This is a genomic window from Cellulomonas oligotrophica, assembly GCF_013409875.1.
Classification (GTDB): Bacteria; Actinomycetota; Actinomycetes; order Actinomycetales; family Cellulomonadaceae; genus Cellulomonas; species Cellulomonas oligotrophica.
In genome coordinates, this window is sequence record NZ_JACCBK010000001.1 from 1,378,584 (window position 1) to 1,397,544 (window position 18,961).

Annotated in this window: 17 protein-coding genes; 13 read left to right on the forward strand and 4 right to left on the reverse strand. The window is 75.8% G+C overall.

The genetic code is table 11. From position 1 onward, the window contains the following. The first annotated feature begins 3 nt into the window (after positions 1-3). Positions 4-600: a TetR/AcrR family transcriptional regulator gene (locus BKA21_RS06125; RefSeq protein ID WP_140457437.1), complete on the forward strand. Its 597-nt coding sequence runs from the start codon at positions 4-6 to the stop codon at positions 598-600. A gap of 13 nt (positions 601-613) precedes the next feature. On the opposite strand, the gene BKA21_RS06130 is transcribed toward BKA21_RS06125, so the two are convergent. Continuing rightward, positions 614-1,552: an XdhC family protein gene (locus tag BKA21_RS06130; protein ID WP_140457438.1), complete on the reverse strand. Its 939-nt coding sequence runs from the start codon at positions 1,550-1,552 to the stop codon at positions 614-616. A 108-nt stretch (positions 1,553-1,660) separates the two neighbouring features. Between BKA21_RS06130 and BKA21_RS06135 the strand changes: the two genes are divergently transcribed. The 7 genes from BKA21_RS06135 to BKA21_RS06165 all read left to right on the forward strand — a co-directional run bounded on the left by BKA21_RS06135 (position 1,661) and on the right by BKA21_RS06165 (position 7,564). After that, positions 1,661-2,245 carry a nucleoside deaminase gene (locus tag BKA21_RS06135; RefSeq protein WP_239072731.1) on the forward strand — a complete coding sequence of 195 codons (585 nt, stop codon included), beginning with the start codon at positions 1,661-1,663 and terminating at the stop codon, positions 2,243-2,245. Positions 2,246-2,465: 220 nt separating this feature from the next. Continuing rightward, positions 2,466-3,533 (forward strand): ABC transporter substrate-binding protein, encoded by a 1,068-nt coding sequence (locus BKA21_RS06140; RefSeq protein WP_140457439.1) that lies wholly within the window; start codon positions 2,466-2,468, stop codon positions 3,531-3,533. Positions 3,534-3,543: 10 nt separating this feature from the next. Next, the gene (locus BKA21_RS06145; protein WP_140457440.1) at positions 3,544-4,362 is read left to right on the forward strand and encodes an ABC transporter ATP-binding protein; all 819 of its coding nucleotides are present in this window, start codon (positions 3,544-3,546) and stop codon (positions 4,360-4,362) included. Beyond that, the gene (locus tag BKA21_RS06150; RefSeq protein ID WP_239072730.1) at positions 4,359-5,228 is read left to right on the forward strand and encodes an ABC transporter permease; all 870 of its coding nucleotides are present in this window, start codon (positions 4,359-4,361) and stop codon (positions 5,226-5,228) included. The genes BKA21_RS06145 and BKA21_RS06150 overlap by 4 nt, the downstream gene beginning before the upstream one ends. Continuing rightward, on the forward strand, positions 5,225-6,076 hold the full coding sequence (locus BKA21_RS06155) for an ABC transporter permease (protein WP_140457441.1): 852 nt from the start codon (positions 5,225-5,227) through the stop codon (positions 6,074-6,076). The genes BKA21_RS06150 and BKA21_RS06155 overlap by 4 nt, the downstream gene beginning before the upstream one ends. Continuing rightward, positions 6,069-6,671 carry a nucleotidyltransferase family protein gene (locus BKA21_RS06160; protein WP_140457442.1) on the forward strand — a complete coding sequence of 201 codons (603 nt, stop codon included), beginning with the start codon at positions 6,069-6,071 and terminating at the stop codon, positions 6,669-6,671. Before BKA21_RS06155 ends, BKA21_RS06160 begins: the two co-directional genes overlap by 8 nt. An 80-nt stretch (positions 6,672-6,751) precedes the next feature. Then, complete coding sequence (locus BKA21_RS06165; protein WP_140457443.1) at positions 6,752-7,564, forward strand: HAD family hydrolase; 813 nt, start codon at positions 6,752-6,754, stop codon at positions 7,562-7,564. A 294-nt stretch (positions 7,565-7,858) separates the two neighbouring features. On the opposite strand, the gene BKA21_RS06170 is transcribed toward BKA21_RS06165, so the two are convergent. Both BKA21_RS06170 and BKA21_RS06175 read right to left on the reverse strand, forming a co-directional pair. Next, a complete protein-coding gene (locus BKA21_RS06170; RefSeq protein ID WP_140457444.1) occupies positions 7,859-8,722 on the reverse strand; it encodes a Fic family protein in 864 nt (287 codons plus the stop codon). After that, complete coding sequence (locus BKA21_RS06175) at positions 8,719-9,198, reverse strand: NUDIX hydrolase (RefSeq protein WP_140457445.1); 480 nt, start codon at positions 9,196-9,198, stop codon at positions 8,719-8,721. The genes BKA21_RS06170 and BKA21_RS06175 overlap by 4 nt, the downstream gene beginning before the upstream one ends. Before the next feature lie 110 nt (positions 9,199-9,308). On the opposite strand from BKA21_RS06175, the gene BKA21_RS06180 reads away from it, so the two are divergent. The 5 genes from BKA21_RS06180 to BKA21_RS06200 all read left to right on the forward strand — a co-directional run bounded on the left by BKA21_RS06180 (position 9,309) and on the right by BKA21_RS06200 (position 16,492). Beyond that, on the forward strand, positions 9,309-10,754 hold the full coding sequence (locus BKA21_RS06180; RefSeq protein ID WP_140457446.1) for an NAD-dependent malic enzyme: 1,446 nt from the start codon (positions 9,309-9,311) through the stop codon (positions 10,752-10,754). Between the two features lie 63 nt (positions 10,755-10,817). Next, positions 10,818-11,669: a formate/nitrite transporter family protein gene (locus BKA21_RS06185; protein ID WP_140457447.1), complete on the forward strand. Its 852-nt coding sequence runs from the start codon at positions 10,818-10,820 to the stop codon at positions 11,667-11,669. Positions 11,670-11,723: 54 nt separating this feature from the next. Further along, a complete protein-coding gene (locus BKA21_RS06190) occupies positions 11,724-12,683 on the forward strand; it encodes a hypothetical protein (protein ID WP_140457448.1) in 960 nt (319 codons plus the stop codon). Between the two features lie 102 nt (positions 12,684-12,785). Then, positions 12,786-14,858 carry an acetate--CoA ligase gene (gene acs / locus BKA21_RS06195; RefSeq protein WP_140457449.1) on the forward strand — a complete coding sequence of 691 codons (2,073 nt, stop codon included), beginning with the start codon at positions 12,786-12,788 and terminating at the stop codon, positions 14,856-14,858. Between the two features lie 188 nt (positions 14,859-15,046). Beyond that, complete coding sequence (locus BKA21_RS06200; protein ID WP_140457450.1) at positions 15,047-16,492, forward strand: cellulase family glycosylhydrolase; 1,446 nt, start codon at positions 15,047-15,049, stop codon at positions 16,490-16,492. Positions 16,493-16,552: 60 nt separating this feature from the next. Here the strand turns inward: BKA21_RS06200 and BKA21_RS19905 are convergent, their stop codons facing one another. Next, on the reverse strand, positions 16,553-18,844 hold the full coding sequence (locus BKA21_RS19905; RefSeq protein ID WP_306458062.1) for an NAD(P)-binding domain-containing protein: 2,292 nt from the start codon (positions 18,842-18,844) through the stop codon (positions 16,553-16,555). Between the last annotated feature and the right edge of the window lie 117 nt (positions 18,845-18,961).

Here is an 18,961-nt window from a genome sequence, read left to right on the forward strand (position 1 = left end):
GGCATGACGAGCACGGCACGCAGGCGGCCGACGGGGCGCCGCGCCGGCGACAGCGGCACCCGCGACGCGATCCTCGACGCCGCGCTGCGCCTGTTCGCCGCGCAGGGGTTCGAGGCCACGTCGCTGCGGGCGATCGCCGCGGAAGCCGGCGTCGACGCGGCCCTGATCCGCCACTTCTTCGGCGACAAGGAGTCGCTCTTCGCGACCGTCGTCACCGACCGCACGGAGTACCCCGCGCACCTCGCCACCGCCACGGTCGCCGACCGCTCGACGGCCGGCCGCGCGTTCACCGAGACCTACCTGGGCCTGTGGGAGGACCCCGCCACCCGGCCCGTGCTGCTCGCGCTGGTCCGCTCGGCCACGACGTCCCCCCGCGCGGCGGGCATGCTGCGGGAGTTCCTCGGCCGGCTCCTGCCGAGCCTGCTCGGGCCCGGCGACGAGCACGTCGAGCGGGTGGTGCTGGCCGGCTCCCACCTGCTCGGGGTCGCCGTCGCCCGCCACGTCGTCGCCGTGCCGCCGCTGGCCGCGCTCCCCCTCGACGTCCTCGTCGACGAGATGGCGCCGACGATCCAGCGCTACCTCGACGGCACCCACCGCTGAGGCAGCGCCCGGGTCAGCGGCGGTGGAGGGGACCCGCGGTCGTCGACAGCGGGCGGCCCGTGGCACCGTGCCGGGCGGCGACGACCTCCGCCAGGACCGACAGCGCGACCTCCTCGGGCGTCGAGCCGCCGAGGTCGAGGCCGATCGGCGAGCGCAGGCGGGCGAGCGCGTCGGCCGGGACGCCCGCCCCGACCAGCGCGGCGACCCGCTGCTCGTGCGTGCGGCGCGAGCCCATGGCACCGACGTAGCGGGCCGGGGACGCCAGCGCCGCGGTGAGGGTCGGGACGTCGACGCGCTGGTCGTGCGTCAGCACCACCACGGCGTGCCCGGCGGTCAAGGGGTGCGCGGCGAGCCAGCGGTCGGGCCAGTCCCGGACCACGGCGTACGCGTCGGGGAAGCGCTCCTTGGTGGCGAACAGCGGGCGCTGGTCGAGCACCGTGACGGCGAACCCGCAGGCCGAGGCCAGCCGCGTCAGGGCCACGGCGTGCTCCCCCGCGCCGACCACGAGCAGGGGGTGCGCGGCCGGGGTGCGCAGCGTGACGAGGGGCGCGTCGGTGCAGCTGCGACCCTCGGCGTCGAGCAGGACGCACGCGTCCAGGCCCTGCGCGGCGCGGCGCACCTGGTGCAGGGCCGACGCGTCGAGCGCGGTGACCTCGTGCACCAGCACCGTGATGGTGCCGCCGCACATCAGCCCGGGCTCGCCCAGGTCGTCGCCGATGCCGTACGAGACGACCTCGGCCGGGGCGCCGTCGAGCACCGCGGTGCAGCGCTCGACGAGGTCGGACTCGACGCACCCGCCCGAGACGCTGCCCGAGACGGTGCCGTCGTCACCCACGACGAACGAGGCACCGACCGCCCGGGGCGCGGACCCCTCGACGCGCACGAGCGTGGCCGCCGCGACGCGCTGACCGGCGTCGAGGCGGCGGCAGAGCTCTGCGGCCTGGTCCAGCATGCACGGCACGCTACGAAATGATTGTTTCGAGAACTGGCGCGCGGGGGTAACGCCGCAGAAACAGCCCTCCCGCACGATCGACGCCCAGGACCAACGAGAGGGCCGAGCATGTCGATCGACGTGGACCCCGTCAGCACCACCGCGCGCACCGCCTCCGCCGCGGCGCACGCAACGACCGTTCCGGCCGCGCCGACCACGGCGCCGACCGTCGCGCAGGGCACGCCCGAGGACGCCCGCTGGCTGCGCCGTGCCGTGGAGCTCGCGACCGCCAACGTCGCCGAGGGCGGCGGGCCGTTCGGCGCCGTCGTCGTCGCCGGCGGCGTCGAGGTCGCCGTCGGGCAGAACCGCGTGACCCGGGACCTGGACCCCACCGCCCACGCGGAGGTGCAGGCGATCCGCGCCGCGTGCCGCGAGGCGGGCTCGTTCGCCCTCGACGGCATGACCCTGTACACCTCGTGCGAGCCGTGCCCCCTGTGCCTGGCCGCGTGCCTGTGGGCCCGCCTGGACCGCGTGGTCTTCAGCGCCGACCGGCACGACGCGAGCCGCGGCGGGTTCGACGACTCCGCGTTCTACGAGCTGTTCGCGCGCGACCGCGGCACGTGGGACCGCACCCGCGTGCACGAGCTGCGCCTGCCGGAGTCGACGCGCCCGTTCGACGCGTGGCTCACGCACGCGGCCCGCACCGACTACTGACGGGCGGCCCGGACCCCTGCGACGGCGCCCTGGACGGTCGACCGAGACCGAACCGTGACCGTCCGCGGCGCCGGTTAACACCGGCGACACAGCACGGGCCCAGGCCCGACACGCCGGCTCCGTACCGTCGCCGCCCGGAACACCTGTTTCACCGCAGATGACCCACCCCCGTCCCACGCCGCGCGAGCACGTCGCGCCGCACGTCCGAGATGGAGTGCCGATGTCCCTCCCCCAGCACCCCCGCCGCACCCGCCTCGCGGGCCTGACGGCCGCCGGCGCCGCCCTGGCGCTCACGCTCGCCGCCTGCTCGTCCGGGTCCGAGGCCGAGCCGGCCGCGGGTGGCGAGGCCGCCGACCTCGGCGAGCTGACGGTCCAGCTGTCGTGGATCAAGAACGCCGAGTTCGCAGGCGAGTTCTTCGCCGACAGCAAGGGCTACTACGCCGACGCCGGGTTCAGCTCGGTCACCCTCAACGCGGGCCCGGGCGCGACGGAGTCGATCGTGCTGTCCGGCGGCGCCGACTTCGGGCTGTCTAACGCGGTCGCCGTCGGGCAGGTCGTCGCGGAGGAGGACGCCCCGCTGAAGATCGTCGGCACGACCTACCAGAAGAACCCCTTCACGATCCTGTCGCTCAAGGACGGCGGCGACATCGCCACCCCCGAGGACCTGGTCGGCAAGAAGATCGGCGTGCAGGCCGGCGGCAACGAGGCGCTCTTCGACGCGCTGCTCGAGGTCAACGGCATCGACCCGGCCGACGTCGAGAAGGTCCCGGTCGAGTACGACCCGTCGCCGCTGGTCAACGGCGAGGTCGACGGGTTCCTCGCGTACGTCACCAACGAGTCGATCATCGTCGAGGCCGAGGGCAACGAGGTCACCAACCTGCTGTTCGCGGACAACGGCCTGCCGTTCGTCGCCGAGTCCGTCGTGACGACGGACGAGATGATCGCGAACGAGCCGGAGAAGGTGAAGGCGTTCCTGCAGGCCGAGATCCTCGGCTGGAAGGACGCGGTCGCCGACCCCGAGGAGGGCGCACGCCTGGCCGTCGAGGAGTACGGCGCGGACCTCGAGCTGGACCTGGAGAAGGAGATCCAGCAGGCCACGATCCAGGCCGAGACGCTCGTCGTCACCGAGGAGACCGAGGCCAACGGCCTGTTCACGATCTCCGACGACCTCATCGAGCAGAACATCGCGACGCTGGCCGCCGCGGGCATCGAGATCGAGGCCGAGGACCTGTTCGACATGAGCCTGCTGACGGAGCTGCTCGAGGAGCAGCCCGAGCTGGCCGAGTGAGGTCCCACCCGTGACGCACGTGCAGCACGACGCCGGTGCCCAGCAGCCCCTCACGGGCGCGCTGGGCACCGGCGTGCGCCTGGACCACCTGAGCAAGACGTTCACCACCGGCCGCCGGCACGTCACGGCCCTGCAGGACACGACGCTGTTCACCGACCGCGGCAGCTTCCTGTCGCTGCTGGGCCCCTCCGGGTGCGGCAAGTCGACGATCCTGCGCATCCTGGCCGGCCTGGAGCAGCCCACCAGCGGCACCGCGCTCGTCGAGGGGCGCACGCCCGTCGAGCTGCGCGCGGAGCACGCGCTGGGCATCGCGTTCCAGGACTCCGCGCTGCTGCCGTGGCGCAGCGTCGTGGCCAACATCCGCCTGCCGTTCGAGGTCGCGGGCACCAGGCCGGACGACGCGCTCGTCGCCGACCTCGTGCGGCTCGTCGGCCTGGAGGGGTTCGAGAAGGCCAAGCCCGCGCAGCTGTCCGGCGGCATGCGCCAGCGCGTGTCGATCGCCCGGGCGCTGGTCGTGCAGCCGTCGGTGCTGCTGCTCGACGAGCCGTTCGGGGCGCTCGACGACATGACGCGCCAGCGCCTCAACCTCGAGCTGCTGCGCATCTGGACGGAGAAGCCCGCGACGACGCTCATGGTCACGCACGGCATCTCCGAGGCGATCTTCCTGTCCGACAAGGTCGCGGTCATGAGCCCGCGGCCCGGGCGGGTCAAGGAGGTCATCGACGTCGACCTGCCGCGGCCGCGGACGCCCGAGATGATGCGGACCCCGGAGTTCCACGCGCTGCACGACCACGCGTCGGAGCTGCTGTTCGGCGGGGGCGACGCGTGAGCGCGCCGGCCGACGTGCGCCCCGACGCCCCGGCGCCCGGCACCCCCGCGGGTGCCGGGCGCCGGGTCGGGGCCGCGCTGCGCGGTGCGCTGCCCGGGCTGCTCGGCGTCCTCGGGATCGTCGCGGTGTGGTGGGTCGCCGCCGTCACCGTGCTGGCCGGCACGACCATGCCGACGCCGCTCGGCGTCGCGCAGGCGTTCGTCGACGACGGCCTGGAGTTCTACGTCGCGAACATGTCGATCACCGTCGAGGAGGCCGTCCGCGGGTTCGTCGTCGGCAACGGCCTGGCGCTGCTGCTCGCGTCGCTGGTGCTGCTGGTGCCCGCGCTCGAGCGGCTGATCATGCAGGTCGCGGTCATCAGCTACTGCCTGCCGCTCGTGGCGATCACGCCGATCCTGTACATCGTCATCGGCCCCCCGCCCGCCGGGGAGCCGTCCGGCACCGCCGTGGTGCTGGCAGCGCTGTCGGTGTTCTTCACCACCGTCGTGGGCGCCGTGCTCGGGTTCCGGTCCGCCGACCCGGCCAGCCTCGACGTCGTCACCGTCTTCGGCGGCGGGCGGTGGCAGCAGATGGTCAAGGTGCGGCTCGTGGCCGCGCTGCCGGGCATCATCGGCGCCCTGCAGATCGCCGCGCCGGCCGCCCTGCTCGGCGCGATCCTCGGCGAGTACATCGGCGGCGTCGACCGCGGGGCCGGACCGGCCCTGGTCAACGCCGGGCAGAGCCTGAACTCCGAGCGGGCGTGGGGCATCGCGCTGGTGTGCGCGCTGCTCGCCGGCGCCGGCTACGCGCTGTTCGCGCTGGTGGCCCGGGTCGTCACGCCCTGGGCCGGCGGGCAGGCCGGCGGCACGGTCGGGGGCCCGGCATGAGCGCCGCCACCACGACGCCGACCGCCGCGGGCGAGGTGCTCGCGCTCCGCGGCCACCTCGCGTGGCGCCGGGTCGGCCGGGTGCTGCTCGACGCGCTCACGACCACCGTGGTCGTGCTCGTCGTGTGGACGGGCCTGCTGGCCGCGTTCGACGTGTCGCCGTACGTCGGCAAGGGCCCCGCGCAGGTGTGGGAGTTCCTCGTCACCGACGCCGACGCGGGCGAGAACCGCACCGAGGTGGTCCGGCTGCTCGGCGAGACGCTCACCGACGCGTCGATCGGGTTCGTCGCGGGCATGCTCGCCGCGCTCGTCCTGGCCGCCGCGATCGTGCTGTCCCGCAGCGCGGAGGGCGCGATCATGCCCGTCGCGATGCTGTTCCGGTCGGTGCCGCTCATCGCGCTCGCTCCCATCATCATCCTGCTCGTGGGCCGCGGCGTGGCCTCGGTCGCGGTGATGAGCGGGATCGTCGTGCTGTTCCCCGCCCTCGTCACGATCGTGCTGGGGCTGCGCTCGGCGTCGGCGCAGATGCGCGACGTCGTGACGGTCTTCGGCGGTGGGCCGCGCACGGTGCTGCGCCTGGTGCAGCTGCCCGCCGCGCTGCCCGCGGTGTTCGCCGCCGTGCGGATCTCCGTGCCGGGGGCGATCACCGGTGCGCTGATCGCCGAGTGGCTCGCCACCGGCGGCGGCATCGGGTACGGCGTCGTCTCGGCGGTCGGCCGGGCGCAGAACACCAAGGTGTGGGCGCTGGTCGTGGTCGTCACGCTCGCGTCCCTGGTGCTGTACACGCTCGCGCAGCTGCTGGAGCAGTGGGTCCTGGCCCGGTTCGGCCCGGCGGCGGGGCGTGCCTGAGCCCCTGCTCGGGATCGTCCTGGCCGCCGGCGCCGGGCGCCGCATGGGCGGGCCCAAGGCGCTGTGCCGCACCCCGGCGGGGGTGCCGTGGCTGCACCTGGCCGTCGACGCGCTCGTCGGCGGCGGGTGCGACCGCGTGCGCGTCGTGCTCGGCGCGGGCGCCGACGAGGCCCGCGCGCTCGTGCCCGAGCGCGCCGAGGTCGTCGTCGCGCACGACTGGGCCCGCGGCATGGGCGCGTCCCTCGCCGCGGGCCTGGCCACGACCCCCGCAGACCGGGCCGGAGGGCGTCCGGGACCGCACCCCGGGCCGGAGGGCCCCGTCGCGGCGGTCGTCACGCTCGTCGACCTGCCCGAGCTCGACGCCCGCGCGGTCGCCCGCGTGACCGCCAGACCCGTGGGCCCCGGCGACCTGCGCCGCGCCGTGTTCGGCACCCGGCCCGGCCACCCCGTGCTCGTGGGCCGCGACCACTGGGCACCGCTCCTGCCCCACCTGCACGGCGACGCCGGTGCCCGCGGCTACCTGCGCGACCACCCGCCCGTGCCCGTCGACTGCAGCGACCTGCCGGGCGGTCTCGACCACGACACGCCCCGCTGACGCGCCCGGACCTGCGCACCCGCCGCGGCCCGCCGCTACGCTCACGCAGGTCCCCGTCCCAGCGCCAGCAGCGGAGCGTCATGGCCGACCAGACCGGTGCGCGTCCCGCGCGCACGGCCGCGTTCTTCGACCTCGACAAGACGATCATCGCGACGTCGTCCGCGACCGCGTTCTCCAAGGGCCTGCTCGCCGGCGGCCTGCTGACGCGGCGCTCGGTGGTCGCCGCGGCCTACGCCCAGATCGGGTACCTGCTCGGCGGCGCGGGGCCGGCGGCGACCGAGCGGCTGCGGGCCGCGCTCTCGCGCACCGCGGCCGGGTGGGACGTCGACCTGGTCTCGTCGATCGTGCGGGACACGCTGCGCGAGTCGATCGAGCCGGTGGTCTACGCCGAGGCCCTCGAGCTCATCGCGCTGCACCACGCCTACGGGCGCGACGTGGTCGTGGTGTCCGCGTCGGGGGCGGAGGTCGTCGAGCCCATCGCGCAGATGCTCGGGGCCGACCACGTGGTGGCCACCCGCATGGTCGTCGAGGACGGCCGCTACACCGGCGAGATCGCGTTCTACGCGTACGGCGAGAACAAGGCGGTGGCCGTGCGCGAGCTGGCCGCGGAGCGCGGGTACGACCTCGCGCGCTGCTACGCCTACTCCGACTCCATCACCGACGCCCCCATGCTCGCCGAGGTCGGCCACGGGTTCGCCGTGAACCCGGACCGTGCGCTGCGCCGCCTCGCGCAGGCCGAGGGCTGGGGCGTGCTGACGTTCCGCCGCCCCACGGCGCTGCGCCCCGCGGCGCCGTCGCGGCGCTCCCTGGCGACGGGCGCCGGGCTCGCCGTCGTCGCCGTGGCCGTCGTGCTCGCCGCCCGGTGGTGGCGACGCCGCCGGTCCGGATCCTGACACCGCCGGCTCAGCTGGCGGACCGCGGCGCGCGCTGACCTGCGGCCCCGCGACGCACCGTTGCCGCCCCGCGCGACCGGGTGTATCAACGACCCACAACTGCACGACCGCGAGAGCACCCACGCGCAGGATTGCCCACCTCTGGGCAGGTCGACCGGGCTCGTCCCGTCGCGACCGCGAACAGTGCACGCATGATCACTCTCCGGCCGGTGGTCGGCTACGGCGTCCCGACGACGGGGCGCCGTCGTCGTGCCCGGGCCGTGCAGCCCCGCCGTGCAGCAGCCGCCGTGGACGTCAGGTCACCGGCAGCCGGCCCGCCAGGACGGCGTCGGCGACGACGCGGGCACGCGCCGCCCCGGAGCGCACCGCCTCGGCGTACCCGACGAGCCACGCGGCCACCCCCTCGGGCGTGCCGGTCGCGAACCGGGCCGCGCCGGCCAGGTACGCCGCCGGGACGTCCGCCCACACCGGCTCGGCGAGCACGGTGCCCGTCGGGTCGAGGCCGCGCACCGTGAGCAGCCAGCGCGCCGCGGCCCGCGCCACCACCCCGTTGCCCGCCGCGAACGGCCGGACCACCAGCAGCTCGGCGTGCACCACGGCCGCGACCACCAGGGCCGGGGCGGTCGACGCGGCGACCACCTCGACGAGGGCGCCCGTGCGCGCCGCCGCCTGCTCGGGCGACGGCGCCGCCCCCAGGCCCCGCAGGTCCTGCGCGTCGCCGTCGCGCGGGCGCCCGACCGCCGCGGCCGGCAGCAGGTCCGCCGCGGCGGCGGTGTGCAGGCGCGCCAGCAGCTGCGGCAGCGCGACAGACGACGCCGGCGCACGCCCGCCGAGGTCCGGCAGCGCCCGCTCGACCACGGCCTGCGCCCGCAGTGCGCCCAGCGCGAGCGCGTCGGCGGGGTCGGCGCCGCGACCTCCGGCCCCCGGGCCGGCCGCGGTACCTGTCGCCCACGACCGCAGCACGTCCAGCGGGACGCGCGCACCGTCGAGCTGCGCCGACGCGCGCGCCGCGTGCAGGCCGGACTCGGCCCGCACCTCGCGCCACCGGCGCCGGAACGCCTCGTGCCAGCGCAGCTCCTCGCAGGAGGCGCGCGCGGCCTCGACGGCGTCGGCGACGCCCGGCAGGCCGACGAGGTCCTGCAGCGGGTCCCCGCTCACGCGTCGAACACGGCCTCGCCGCGGGCGGGCAGCGCCACCCGGACGCGGGCCAGCATCTCCTCGCTCATCGGCGGGAGCGCGTCGAGGTCGAACCAGGCCGCGGCGGTGTTCTCCCCGTCGGCCGGGCGCGGCTCGCCCTGCACCCACGCGAACCGGTACGTGTGGTCGAGGTACTGGGCCTCGTCGCCGTTGTCGTACCGCATCGGCGGCAGGGCGTGCACGCGGGCCAGCCGCTCGGGCACCGCCACGACGTCCGCCTCCTCGAGCACCTCGCGCGCACCGGCCCGCGCCGGGTCCTCCCCCGGGTCGACGATGCCCGTCACGGGTGTCCACGCGCCGTTGTCGGTGCGACGCACGAGCAGCACCTGCGTGCGGCCGGCGACCTCCCGGAGCACCACCGCCGTCACCCCGGGCAGCCAGAGCAGCGCGTGCCCGACGTGCGCGCGCAGGGCCAGGACGTGGTCAGGGGTCGGCACGGCGCGATCGTACGCGCGGACCGCCGGTCGCGGACCGCCGCTGCCCCGCCCGCCGCAGCCCGCCGCCCGGACACGGCGCGGCGCCAGGGCCGAAGGTCCATGATGTCGTCATGGTCTCCGCGCCCTCCGTGTCGTCGTCCATCACCGCCCGGCTGGAGGTCAAGGCCCGGCCCACCGCCGTGTCCGACCTGACCACCGCGATCGAGAAGGCCGGCGGCATCGTCACGGCGCTCGACGTCACGGCGTCGTTCCACGAGGCGATGACCGTGGACGTCACGTGCGCGACGCGCGACGTCGACCACGCCCAGGACGTCGTCGCCGCGCTGGAGAACCTCGACGGGGTCGTCGTCAAGCGCGTCTCCGACCGCACGTTCCTGCTGCACCTGGGCGGCAAGCTGTCCGTGGAGTCGAAGGTGCCGCTGCGCACCCGCGACGACCTGTCGATGGCGTACACCCCGGGCGTCGCGCGCGTGTGCCAGGCCATCGCCGAGCACCCGGAGGACGCGCGCCGCCTCACCATCAAGCGGAACACGATCGCCGTGGTCACCGACGGGACGGCCGTGCTAGGCCTCGGCGACATCGGCCCGCTGGCCGCGCTGCCCGTGATGGAGGGCAAGGCCGTGCTGTTCAAGCGGTTCGCCGACATCGACGCGTTCCCGATCTGCCTCGACACCACCGACGTGGACCAGATCGTCGAGACGGTGTGCGCGATCGCGCCGGCGTTCGCGGGCATCAACCTCGAGGACATCTCCGCCCCCCGCTGCTTCGAGGTCGAGCGCCGCCTGCGCGAGCGCCTCGACATCCCCGTCTTCCACGACGACCAGCACGGCACCGCGATCGTCGTGGTCGCCGCCCTGCGCAACGCGCTGACCGTGGTGGGCAAGCAGATCGGCGACGTGCGCGTCGTCATGTCCGGCGCGGGCGCGGCCGGCACCGCGGTGCTCAAGCTGCTGCTCGCCGCCGGGGTTCGCGACGTCGTGGTCGCCGACATCGACGGCGTCGTGCACGTCGGCCGGCCCGGCCTGACCCCGTCGCTGCGGTGGACCGCCGAGCACACCAACCCCCGCGGGGTCACCGGCACGATCCACGACGCGGTCGTCGGCGCCGACGTGTTCGTGGGGCTGTCCGCGCCCGACGTCATCACCGCGCACGACGTGTCGCGCATGGCGTCCGACGCGATCGTCTTCGCCCTGGCCAACCCGCGGCCGGAGGTCGACCCCGACGAGGCCGCCCGCTACGCCGCGGTCGTCGGCACCGGCCGCTCGGACTTCGCGAACCAGATCAACAACGTCCTCGCGTTCCCCGGGGTGTTCCGCGGGCTGCTCGACGCCCAGTCGCACACCATCACCGAGCCCATGCTGCTGGCCGCCGCCGAGGCCCTGGCGTCCGTCGTGCGCCCCGAGGAGCTGAACCCGACGTACATCGTGCCCAGCGTGTTCAACCCGGAGGTCACGACGGTCGTGGCCGCCGCCGTGCGGCACGCCGCCGAGGCCGAGGACGCCGCCCGCGAGCGCCGCCCCCCGACCGGGGAGATCGCGGCCGTGCGTCGCCGCTGACCTCACCCCCGCGGTGCCCTTTCGTCCCATGTCCGGGGGCGCGGCTCGCGGGACCCTGGTCGGGTGCTGAGCATCCCCGAGGCCGTCGCCACCCACGTCGACGGTGCCGTCCACAAGGTCGAGCTGGTCCGCACGCCGGGCCTGTTCCTGGTGCGCACCATGCTCGCCGGCGCCTACATCGGCATCGGCGTGCTCATCATGGTGACCGCAGGCGGTCCGCTGGTCGTGGCGGGCAGCCCGTGGGCGCCGCTCGTGCAGGGTGCGGTGTTCGGCATCGCGCTGACGATCGTGCTCGTCGCGGGCGGTGAGCTCGCGACCAGCGCCATGATGATCCTCACGCAGGGCGCGATCGCCGGGCGCGTCGGCTGGGGCCGCGCGGGTGCGGTGCTGCTGGCCTGCCTGGGCGGCAACCTGCTCGGCGCCCTCGTCTTCGCGGCGCTGCTGGCCGGGTCGGGGGTGCTGGCGCCCGAGACCGCCGCGGGGCAGAACATCGCCCGGATGATCGAGCACAAGGCCGAGGCGACGACGCTGCAGCTGGTGGTCCGGGGCGTGCTGTGCAACCTCATGGTCTGCCTGGCCGTGTGGTGCTGGGCGCGGCTGCGCGGCGAGGTCGCGCGGATCCTCGTGGTGTTCGCGTGCGTGCTGGTCTTCATCACGTCCGGGTTCGAGCACGTCGTGGCGAACATGACGACGTTCTGGTTCGGCCTGCTCACGGGCGTCCCGGGGGCGACGGTCGGGGAGTTCGCGCGGAACGTGCTGGCGGTCGGGGTGGGCAACACGCTCGGTGGGGCCGTGCTCGTCGGGGCGGCGTACGCCTACGGCGCGCGACCGGCGCCCGTGCCCGTGGAGGCAGCACCGGAGCCGATGGCCGCCGCGCCGGGGCGCCGACCGGCAGGAGCAGGCCTGCCGCACTAGCGTGGTCGGACGAGGCGTCCGGCGGACGCCGCCGCGCGACCGCAGGAGCACGCCGTGAGCACCTCCGACCCGCAGGGCCCCCGCACCACGACGCCCGACGCCGCCGAGCCACCCACGCCACACCCGGCACCGGACGTCGAGCCGGCTGCCGAGCCGGCCGTCGACACCGGGCGCCACGCGGTCGCCCGCCCGGCGCCGGCACCGCCGGAGGACGTCCCCGCCGACGCGCACACCGGCCCGGCGCTCGTGCCCGGCACGGGTCCTGTGCCCGTGGTCGCCGCGCCGGCACCTGCTCCCGCACCGGCGCCCTCACCGGCACCGGCTCCCCCGTCTGCCGCGTCACCGCCCGTGGCGCCGCCCGCCGAGCCCCGCCCGGCGACCGGTGCGACGGCGGCCGTGCCGCGCACCGTCGCGTCCCCGGTCGAGGACCCCGCGGACGAGCTCTTCCCCGATCCCAACGCCCCCCGGACACCCACCTGGGGCGCGCACGTGGGCGGCGTCCTCGTCGCGCTGCTGATCACCCCGTTCGCGATCGGGCTGACGCTCCTGGGCCAGTCCCGCATCCTCGTCGTGCAGGCCGGCACCTGGGACGCGTCGCTCGACGTGCTCGGCATCGTGCTGGTCTCGATCGGCCTCGTGCTGCTGTGCACGCTCCTGGCGCTCGGGCTGTGGACCGCGGCGGTCCCCCTCACGGCGGGGACGGTGCTCACCGTCACCGGGGCGTTCGCGCTGTACGCGCCCGGCGTCGCGCGCGCGCAGGCGCTCGAGATCGTGACGTCGGACGCCTGGACCGTGACGGTGACGCACGTCGTCGTGGCCGGCACGTCGGGCACGCTGCTCGTGGCGGGCGCCCTGCTGCTCGTCGCGGGTCTCGTGACGGCGCTCGCCCGCCGCCGGGGCGTGCACCTGGGGGTCTTCCGCGAGCGCAACCGGCACGCGGGCGCGCACTCCGTGCCGCACCCGTCCGCACCTGCCGGCCCGCACCCGGAGCCGGGTGCCGCCTCGCCCGCCTGACCCCGACCGGCCCGGACCGGATCCGGGTGGGGGGCGCGCCGGCGCACCGGCGGGACTAATGTCCTGGTGGCGGGCCCCTCGCCGGGCCCCGTCCTTGCACCGATGCCGCTGCGGAGGAGAAGCACCGTGACCGAGCCGTCCCCGACGCCCGCCCCCGTCCCGCCCGCCGAGGCCCTGCCTGCCGACGGCGGGCGCGCCGACCACGGCGGGCTCGAGAACCTCAGCACCGAGGACCGCCGGTTCCCGCCCGACGCGGACTTCGCCGCGCAGGCCAACGCCCACGCGGACCTGTACGCGTGGGCCGCCGCGGACCGGCCGGGGTTCTGGGCCGACCAGGCGCGCGAGCTGCTGAGCTGGTCGACGCCCTTCACGCAGACCCTCGACACCTCGGACGCCCCGTTCTTCCGGTGGTTCGCCGACGGCCGGCTCAACGCGACGTACAACGCGGTGGACCGGCACGTCGAGGCGGGCCGGGGCGACCGGGTCGCGATCCACTTCGAGGGCGAGGGCGGCGACACCCGCACGCTGACCTACGCGGACCTGCAGCGCGAGACGTCGAAGGCCGCGAACGCGCTGGCCGCGCTGGGCGTGCGCACGGGCGACCGGGTCGCGGTCTACCTGCCGATGATCCCCGAGGCGATCGTCACGATGCTGGCGTGCGCCCGCCTGGGTGCCGCGCACTCGGTCGTGTTCGGCGGGTTCTCGGCCGAGGCGCTGAGCTCGCGGATCCTCGACGCCGAGGCCAAGGTCGTGGTGACGGCCGACGGCGGGTTCCGCCGCGGTGCGCCGAGCGCGCTCAAGCCGGCCGTCGACGAGGCCCTCGCCAAGGGCGCCCCGAGCGTCGCGCACGTGCTCGTGGTGCGGCGCACCGGGCAGCCCGTGGAGTGGACGCAGGGACGCGACGTCTGGTGGCACGACGCGGTCGAGGCCGCGTCGGCGCAGCACGAGCCCGTCGAGGTCGACGCCGAGCACCCGCTGTTCATCCTCTACACGTCGGGCACCACCGGGAAGCCCAAGGGGATCTTCCACACCACCGGCGGGTACCTCACCCAGGCGGCGTGGACGCACCTCAACGTGTTCGACCTCAAGCCCGAGACGGACGTGTACTGGTGCACCGCCGACGTCGGATGGATCACCGGGCACACGTACGTCGTCTACGGCCCCCTGGTCAACGGCGCGACCCAGGTGGTGTACGAGGGCACGCCCGACACCCCCCACAAGGGCCGCTGGTGGGAGATCGTCGCGAAGTACGGCGTGACGATCCTCTACACGGCGCCCACGGCGATCCGCACGTGCATGAAGTGGGGCGACGCGATCCCCGCCGCGCACGACCTGTCGAGCCTGCGGGTGCTGGGGTCGGTGGGCGAGCCCATCAACCCCGAGGCGTGGACCTGGTACCGGCGCGTCATCGGCGGCGACCGCACCCCCGTGGTGGACACGTGGTGGCAGACCGAGACCGGCGCCATCATGATCAGCCCCCTGCCGGGCGTCACGACCGCCAAGCCCGGGTCGGCGCAGGTGCCGCTGCCGGGGATCGCCGCCGACGTCGTCGACGACACCGCGCAGCCGGTGCCGAACGGCTCGGGCGGGTACCTCGTGGTCACCGAGCCGTGGCCGTCGATGCTGCGCGGCATCTGGGGCGACCCCCAGCGGTACGCGGACACGTACTGGTCGCGGTTCCGCGGGCTGTACTTCGCCGGCGACGGCGCGAAGAAGGACGCCGACGGCGACGTGTGGCTGCTCGGCCGGGTCGACGACGTCATGAACGTCTCCGGGCACCGGCTGTCGACCACGGAGATCGAGTCGGCGCTGGTCTCGCACACGTGGGTCGCCGAGGCCGCGGTCGTCGGCGCGTCCGACGACACCACGGGCCAGGCGGTCGTCGCGTTCGTGATCCTGCGGCAGGACGCGCTCGAGGTGCTCGGCACCGACCCGGACGCGGTGCAGCAGACGCTGCGCGACCACGTCGCCAAGGAGATCGGGCCGATCGCCAAGCCCCGGCAGGTGCTCGTGGTGCCGGAGCTGCCGAAGACGCGCTCGGGCAAGATCATGCGCCGCCTGCTGCGCGACGTCGCCGAGCACCGCACCGTCGGCGACGCGACGACGCTGGCGGACGCGTCGGTGATGGACCTCATCGCGCAGGGCCTGCAGCGGCCCGCACCGTCGGCGGACTGAGCAGCCGACCGGGCGGGCGCCCCGGGCGGTCGACCGCCCGGGGCGGCGCGGGCTGGACGTGCGAAGCGTTTAGGCCCGTGCCGCGGGCGGGCGGGCGCTGGTTGTCTGGCCACGCACCCGCCCGCCGACCGGCCGGCGGACCCGGCGGGCGGGTGCTCCCCCACCTCTCTCGCGGAACGAGGACGTCCATGAAGAGTCTGCCCACGCGCGCCGTCGCGGCCGGTGCCGCGGCGCTGGTCACGCTGACCGGTGTCACCGCGCTCGCCACGTCGGCGTCGGCCGCCGACCCGGTCGGCCTGCACATCTCCGGCACCCGGCTCGTCGAGCAGGACGGCACGCCGTTCGTCGCGCGCGGCGTCAGCCACGCGCACACCTGGTACGTGTCGCAGACGCCGACGGCGCTGCCCGCGATCCGTGCCGCCGGGGCGAACGCCGTGCGCGTCGTGCTGTCGAACGGCACGCGCTGGACGCAGAACAGCGCGTCCGACGTCGCCGGCGTGATCGACCTGTGCGAGGCCAACGAGCTGGTCTGCATGCTCGAGGTGCACGACACCACCGGGTACGGCGAGCAGTCCGGCGCCGCCACGCTCGCGCAGGCCGCGCAGTACTGGGTCTCGCTGAAGCCGGTGCTGGAGGGCACCGAGGACTTCGTGCAGATCAACATCGGCAACGAGCCCTACGGCAACAACCAGGCCGTGTCGTCGCAGTGGGCGGCGGACACCTCCGCGGCGATCCAGACGATCCGCGCCGCGGGCCTGGACCACAACATCGTGGTCGACGCGCCCATGTGGGGCCAGGACTGGGGCGGCATCATGCGCACCCAGGCGCCGACGGTCGCCGCGGCCGACCCCGACGACAACACGCTGTTCTCGATCCACATGTACGGCGTGTACGCGCAGGCGTCGACGATCACGTCGTACCTCGACGCGTTCGAGGCGAACGGTCTGCCGCTGGTCATCGGCGAGTTCGGGTTCGACCACTCCGACGGCAACCCCGACGAGGACACGATCATGGCCGAGGCGCAAGAGCGCGGCATCGGCTACTACGGCTGGTCGTGGTCGGGCAACGGCGGCGGTGTCGAGTACCTCGACATGGTGACGTCCTTCAACCCGGCGCAGAAGACGCCGTGGGGCGTGCGGATCTTCGACGGCCCGAACGGGATCAAGGCGACCGCGCAGACGGCGACGTACTTCGGCGGCAGCACGCCGACGCCCACGCCGACGCCGACCGTGACCCCGACGCCCACCCCGACGCCGACGGTCACGCCCACCCCGACCCCCACGCCCACGCCCACGCCCACGCCCACGCCCACCGTGACGCCGACGCCCACGCCGAACCCCGGCGGCTGCACGGCGGCCCTGCGGGTGGTCGGCTCCTGGCCCGGCGGTTTCCAGGGCGAGGTGACCGTCACCGCGGGCGCCACGGCCACGCAGGCGTGGCGCACGACGTTCACGCTGCCCGGCGGCGCGAGCGTGACGCAGGGCTGGAGCGGCACGTTCGCCGGCACCGGCAGCGCCGTCACCGTGACGAACGCGGCGTGGAACGGCACGCTCGCCGCCGGGTCCAGCACCGCGTACGGCTTCATCGGCTCGGGCACCGCACCGACGGGCACCGTCCCGGTCACCTGCAGCTGACCTGACCGGCAGCGGCGTCGACCGGCCCTCGTCCCTCACGGGGCGGGGGCCGGTCGCACGTCACCAGTCGAGCGTGCGCCGCAGGTTGACGACCGCCTCCCGGCCGGCCCGGTTCGCCCCCACGGTCGAGGCGCTGGGTCCGTAGCCGACCAGCTGCAGGCGCGGGTCCGCCACCACCCGGGTGCCGTCCATCACGATGCCGCCGCCGGGGCCCCGCAGGGCCAGCGGTGCGAGGTGGTCGAGCGCCGCCCGGTAGCCCGTCGCCCACAGGATCGTGCGCGCCTCGACCTCGTCGGGCCCGTCCACCCACCCGTCGGGCAGGGTCCCGCCCGTCGCGTCCCACACGACGCCCGTCGGGGTGATGCGCGAGAAGACGGGACGTGCGCGCAGCACCCCCGACTCGATGCCCGCGCGGTTGACCGGGGACAGCGGCAGACCCGTCGCGCCGACCACCGAGCCGGGCGGCAGCCCGGCACGGGTGCGGCCGTCGACCCGCGCGACCGCGGCGATGCCGGCCTCGGGCGCGAGCCGGCGCTCGTCACCGCCCGCGACCCACAGCGGCGGGCGTCGCGTCACCCACGTGGTCGTGGTGACCCGCGCCAGGTCCAGGAGCATCTGCACCGCGGACGTCCCGCCGCCGACGACCACGACGTGCCCGTCCGCGAGGTCGTCGGCACCGGTGTAGTCGCGGGCGTGCAGCTGACGCCCGGTGAAGGTGCTGCGGCCCGGGTACGCCGGCCAGAACGGGCGCTGCCACGTGCCCGACGCGTTGACCAGGCCCCGCGCCGCCCACACGACCGACTCCTGCGGGTGCTCGACGTGCCGCGTCGTCACCAGCAGCCGGTCGTCCGGGCCCGCCTCGACCCGCACCACGCGCACGGGACGCTGGACGTTGAGGCCGAACGCCTCCTCGTACTGCGCGAAGTAGTACGGGACCGCACGGTTGGCCGGCTCCGCCGGGTCCGGGACGACGAGCGGCAGGCCCGGGAGCTCGTGCACGTGGTGCGCGTCGGCCATCGTCAGGCCGTCCCACCGGTGCTGCCACGCCCCGCCGGGTGCCGCGTTGTCGTCCAGCACCACGAACGTGCCGCTGGCCTTCTCCCACCCGGCGCTGCCGACGGGGACGAGGCCGGTGCGCCGCAGGTGGTGCCCCGCGGACAGGCCGGCCTGCCCGGCGCCGACGACGAGCACGTCCACCTCGACCGGCCGCGGCTCCTGCGCACGGCGGCGGGCCCGCCGGCTCGGCGAGGCCTCCGCCGCCGGCACGGGCCGGTCCGGCGTGGGCGCGGCCGGCGCGGAGGTCTCGTCGACCTCCGGGGCCGCCTCCGTCGCCGGCGCGACCTGCGCGACCGGTTCGGCCTCGGGCTCGGCGGGCGACGCGGGCTCTGGAGTCGACTCCGGCGCAGGCGCGGGTTCAGGCGCGGGCGCGGGTTCAGGCTCGGGCTCCGTCTCGGGCCCCGTCTCCACCTCAGGTGCGGGCTCGGCCACCGGCTCCACCTCGGGAGCTGGCTCGGGGTCCGGGGCCGGCTCAGGCTCCGGAGTCGGCTCCACCTCGGGCTCCGGGACCGGCTCCACCTCAGGCTCCGGGACCGGCTCCACCTCAGGCTCCGGGACCGCCTCGGCCTGGGGCTCAGACGCGGGCCGGGGACGGACGTCGACCACAGGGGCGGCGGATGCCTCCGGTGCAGGCACGGCGGCCTCCGGCGCGGCCGCGTCCGGTGCAGGCGCCGCCGCGTCCCGCGGGGCACGCTCGGACCACGAGGTCAGGCCGGCGTCGGCCGTCGGCGCGAGAGCGGCGACCGCACCCTCCTGGGCCGCGGTGCGCTCGGCCTCCTGCGCGGCCTCCTGCTCCGCCTGCTGCCGCAGCGCACGCAGCGCGCGGCGCGAGAGCGGAGCCGTGCCGTCGGCACGAGCGGGCACCCCCGCGGCTGACGTCCCCTCAGGAGGCGCGCCCTCCCGGGGCGCGGTCGTGCGGGGAGACGGGGAGCCCGGGGCGGCCGTGGGCCGCGGGGCCGTCGGCGGCGAGGTCGTCGGCGGCGGAGCCGTCGGCGGGGAGACGGACAGGAAGGGCACGGGCACAGCGCCGGGGACCAGCACCCGCGCGGGGTCCGGGGCGTGCGCGGGGTCCAGGACCGGCGGGGGCGCCAGGGGCCCGGCGACGGGCGGGAGCACGGGCGCCTCGAGCCGCGCCGGCAGCACGGGGAGGTCGTCCAGCGGCTCGGCGTCGACGGGGTTCATGGACCGCCCGACGAGCGGGTTGCGAGGCTCCGGGACGGCTGCGGGGACGGGGCCGGAGCCGCTCGTGCCGGCGGCGTCGGGCTGCTGCGCGGTGCGCGTGTGCGGTCCGTCCATAGAGGGCACCACGGTACCGGTTCCCCGCCCTGCGCAGGCGTCCGCGAGGGCTGCCGGACCCCGGCGGATCACCCGCCCCGGCGACCGCCGGACGGGTGGGCCGTGGTGGGATGGGGG

What these genes read in the sequence shown, in the direction of transcription:
- BKA21_RS06155 (WP_140457441.1), top strand. Translation starts at nt 5,225, where the DNA reads ATGAGCGCCGCCACCACGACGCCGACCGCCGCGGGCGAGGTGCTCGCG.
- BKA21_RS19905 (WP_306458062.1), bottom strand. Translation starts at nt 18,844, where the DNA reads ATGGACGGACCGCACACGCGCACCGCGCAGCAGCCCGACGCCGCCGGC.
- BKA21_RS06180 (WP_140457446.1), top strand. Translation starts at nt 9,309, where the DNA reads ATGGTCTCCGCGCCCTCCGTGTCGTCGTCCATCACCGCCCGGCTGGAG.
- BKA21_RS06125 (WP_140457437.1), top strand. Translation starts at nt 4, where the DNA reads ATGACGAGCACGGCACGCAGGCGGCCGACGGGGCGCCGCGCCGGCGAC.
- acs (WP_140457449.1), top strand. Translation starts at nt 12,786, where the DNA reads ATGCCGCTGCGGAGGAGAAGCACCGTGACCGAGCCGTCCCCGACGCCC.
- BKA21_RS06140 (WP_140457439.1), top strand. Translation starts at nt 2,466, where the DNA reads ATGTCCCTCCCCCAGCACCCCCGCCGCACCCGCCTCGCGGGCCTGACG.
- BKA21_RS06135 (WP_239072731.1), top strand. Translation starts at nt 1,661, where the DNA reads ATGTCGATCGACGTGGACCCCGTCAGCACCACCGCGCGCACCGCCTCC.
- BKA21_RS06200 (WP_140457450.1), top strand. Translation starts at nt 15,047, where the DNA reads ATGAAGAGTCTGCCCACGCGCGCCGTCGCGGCCGGTGCCGCGGCGCTG.
- BKA21_RS06130 (WP_140457438.1), bottom strand. Translation starts at nt 1,552, where the DNA reads ATGCTGGACCAGGCCGCAGAGCTCTGCCGCCGCCTCGACGCCGGTCAG.
- BKA21_RS06165 (WP_140457443.1), top strand. Translation starts at nt 6,752, where the DNA reads ATGGCCGACCAGACCGGTGCGCGTCCCGCGCGCACGGCCGCGTTCTTC.